This is a genomic window from Paramaledivibacter caminithermalis DSM 15212 (assembly GCF_900142245.1).
Lineage (GTDB): Bacteria > Bacillota > Clostridia > Peptostreptococcales > Caminicellaceae > Paramaledivibacter > Paramaledivibacter caminithermalis.
In genome coordinates, this window is sequence record NZ_FRAG01000114.1 from 1 (window position 1) to 3,401 (window position 3,401).

Sequence of the window (3,401 nt, forward strand, 5' to 3'; positions counted from 1 at the left end):
AACACAAAAAAGGGTCAAAAAAATCGTCACCTTTGACTCCAATATTCCTAAAGTATCTTGTGTATGACAAAGGAAACGTCCCTTTGTCATTTATTAATTTTCTCTATTATCATATCAACCCCCTCAATTTTCTGTAAATAACATATACATAAATAATATATGCTTTTAATATTATATCATTATTTGGAATTATTAGGTAGAGTTGTGTCATGTTTCTAGATATAAACTGATAAAACCTTATTTTTGACATTTTTCTACATTTTGCACCTCTTACTAATATTATCTATTTGTAATACAATAAAAATATGTCGAACTAAAAAAATGAAAGGAGTATTAGTTATGAGGGAAAACTTTTATTTACCAATTTTAAAATGGAAAATGGGAGAACAAAAAGCTGTTGAGGAATTACCAGACATTCTAAAGGATAGGATTATACCACTTTTTGAAATTCCACCTATAGAATGGGATTATGAAAACGAATGTTATAAAAAAACTATTGACCAACATTTAGAAAAAGTACCTAAAACTATAAAAGCGTCTTGGGGACTTAATAGGCCGTTTTTTGTTGACATGCCATATTTAACGGATGAAACAGATGAGTTAACAAATGGTTTACATGCTTTAGAGCATTTGCATAATGAATTGATAAAAGAAGGCTTATCAGCTATTCCAACAGTCTATTGTACAGATGATGATTATATATTAGACATAGTAAAAGATGTTGTATCTAAAAACGTATCTGGTGTATGTATAAGAATCAAAGAAAAAGATTTATTAGAATTAGAAGAGTTAATTGAAAACTTATTAAATAAATTAAATATAAATGAAAAAGATGTAGATTTAATTATAGATTTGGCTTATATTCCACCAATAGAATATGATCAAAATCTTAATAACAGTATAAGTATTATAAGAGCTATCCCAGATAAAACAAATTGGAGAAGCATATCATTATGTGGGACATCAATTCCCGAAAGCATGAGTGATGTTGAAAAAGATAGTTTAACAAATATACCGCGTTTGGAATATAAAATTTGGAAATATATCTTTGATAAAGCAAAAGACTCTAAGTATATTTTTGCCCCGAATTTTGGTGATTATTGTGTCCAAAATCCCTCTCTTGTTGATATGGATCCTCGAATCATGAAACCTACTCCAAATATCCGTTACACTATTGATAATGATTATATGATTGTAAAAGGTCATTATATAAAGAAGAAAAAATACACACAATGTAACATTTTATGTAAAAAAATCATTAACCATCCTAAATATATGGGCAAAAACTTTAGCTGGGGTGATAAATACATTTATGAATGTGGGAATAATTGTGCTAGTACTGGAAATGGCACAACATGGAGAAAAGTGGGTACTAATCATCACATATCTTTTGTAATTGACCAACTCTCCAAGATGTTCTAGTTTTTAATGCTTGCCTAACATATTTTTTAAGATCATTTAATTCAATACATTCAACTAAGCGTTCCCATAATACATATCTTGGTTTGCTTAAAAATCCTTTTTGCAAGCCAAGATCTTTTAATATTTGTAGAGCTTCATTTCTCCATAATAATTGTACAATTGAATAGGCATCAGTAAAATCATTTAGCTTCGGTTCTCTTACATCTTCTAAATAAAAAGATTTAGTGTATTTTCTTACCTTAATAACACCCCACCACTCAGGGATTATGTCTATTGTTTTGTTTAAATGGCTATCACTTGTAACAATTGTTACAGTATCAAAAACTTTATTATAAATTTCTATTTGATTGGGTAATCTTTTTAGTGTGTCACCTTCACTTTTTATTTCATAACCATGCAACAATCCATTAACAACTGCCACATCCATACGTGCGTCACCTTGACACACGGAAAGTTCATCTACAATAATAGTATCCTGTTCATCTTTAAATTCATTACTGATTCTATTATATAAACTTGTCCTAATATCTGCATCTAAAATCTTCATATTTACCACCCAACCATAGTCAAATATTTCAAAAAACAAATAAAACCAGCTTTTAGCCAGCCTACAATTATTTACCTCAATATTTTTCCCCATTTCTTTTATATAATTATACCATTTTTTCTTGATTAAATCTATTGAAAAAGGTCAACAAATTTTTATATATTTCTACAATTTTGTAGACTGGGTTTTCCCCGGTCTATGTTAACTAATACTTTAATCTTGCTTTTTAGTTTGCTTAATAATTTGATTCCCCTGTAATTAGTATGCCTTGCATAACTGCATTTGCAATTTTTTCTATTGTAGATATGTCATTAGTCAATAGTGAAAAAACTATTGCGAAAACTAGCAAAATAAAAGGTATGTATTTATCAGGAATCATTTCAAGCCCTTTCAAAAACATACCTAATACATATCGGAGTTGATTGCCCTTCGACAAAGTTATATAGGCTTTTTGTGAACATATGACTGCTCCTACCCATTAGAGCTGTTTACACATATTCGATAGAGCAACGGACTAGGGCATCATCCGAGGGTATCATAACCTATATAACGTAGCACCCAAGGTGCTTAGTCTAGTCAACTAGGACTTTAAAAGCCCACACTTCAAGGCGTTAGCCTAAGTGGGGGGTTGTTGACTTATTTCTATAATCTATCAAAAAAACAAGCCCTCAGATTGACCTATATTAAGTTTTTTGAGGTCTACCATACCTACACTACCTTTTTAGGCAAACCTTTTATATATCCTGCATTTTGAATGAAAATCTCAGCTAAATATGGATCGAATTGACCACAAGACTCCTTAATTATTCCTAAAGCTTCTTTAGTTGTAAAAACTTTATCCCTGTATGGTCTTTTCATTGTCAATGCATCATATACATCAACTAAAGAAATAACTCTAGAGAAAAATGGAATATTTTCACCACATAACCCATCTGGATATCCATTTCCATCCCACCGTTCATGATGAGCTCTAATAACCTTAGAATATGCTTTTAATTCAGGAATAAGTAAAATATACTTTTCACCAAAAACTGAATGACTTTCAATTATTTTTCTTTCAAGCTTAGTTAACGGTTCTCTTTTACTTAAAATTTCATTGCTTATTTTCCCTTTCCCTATATCATGCAATAATCCTAATGAATATAAGAGTTTTTGCTGCTCATATTTTAATCCTAAAACCTTCCCAAAATTTACTGCATAATTGGCCACTCTTTTTGAGTGATCTATTTCTCTTTTTTCTAAATTATTTAATAATAAGATATTTTCTATGTTTATCATTTTTTTAGCCTCCCCAAAATACCAATTTTCATTAATACAAGCAAAAAATAAATGTTGAGGTTTATAACCCCAACATTTATTTTTTTAATTTTAAATCTTCTAATTTACCATGTTCTCTCAAAAATTAAATCATCAAAGAGATTTTCATATAAAT

At 29.6% G+C, this 3,401-nt stretch carries 4 protein-coding genes; 1 reads left to right on the forward strand and 3 read right to left on the reverse strand.

The window, feature by feature from the left end; genetic code table 11:
* The first annotated feature begins 339 nt into the window (after nt 1-339).
* Nucleotides 340-1,422: a beta family protein gene (locus BUB36_RS18570; protein WP_073153758.1), complete on the forward strand. Its 1,083-nt coding sequence runs from the start codon at nt 340-342 to the stop codon at nt 1,420-1,422.
* Here the strand turns inward: BUB36_RS18570 and BUB36_RS18575 are convergent.
* From BUB36_RS18575 to BUB36_RS18585, 3 genes are all read right to left on the reverse strand, one after another.
* Nucleotides 1,373-1,969, reverse strand: a complete 597-nt coding sequence (locus BUB36_RS18575; protein WP_084112148.1) for a sce7726 family protein — start codon at nt 1,967-1,969, stop codon at nt 1,373-1,375. The genes BUB36_RS18570 and BUB36_RS18575 overlap by 50 nt on opposite strands.
* A gap of 235 nt (nt 1,970-2,204) precedes the next feature.
* A complete protein-coding gene (locus tag BUB36_RS18580) occupies nt 2,205-2,405 on the reverse strand; it encodes a phage holin family protein (protein WP_242655924.1) in 201 nt (66 codons plus the stop codon).
* A gap of 272 nt (nt 2,406-2,677) precedes the next feature.
* Nucleotides 2,678-3,247 carry an HD-GYP domain-containing protein gene (locus tag BUB36_RS18585; protein WP_073153759.1) on the reverse strand — a complete coding sequence of 190 codons (570 nt, stop codon included), beginning with the start codon at nt 3,245-3,247 and terminating at the stop codon, nt 2,678-2,680.
* Between the last annotated feature and the right edge of the window lie 154 nt (nt 3,248-3,401).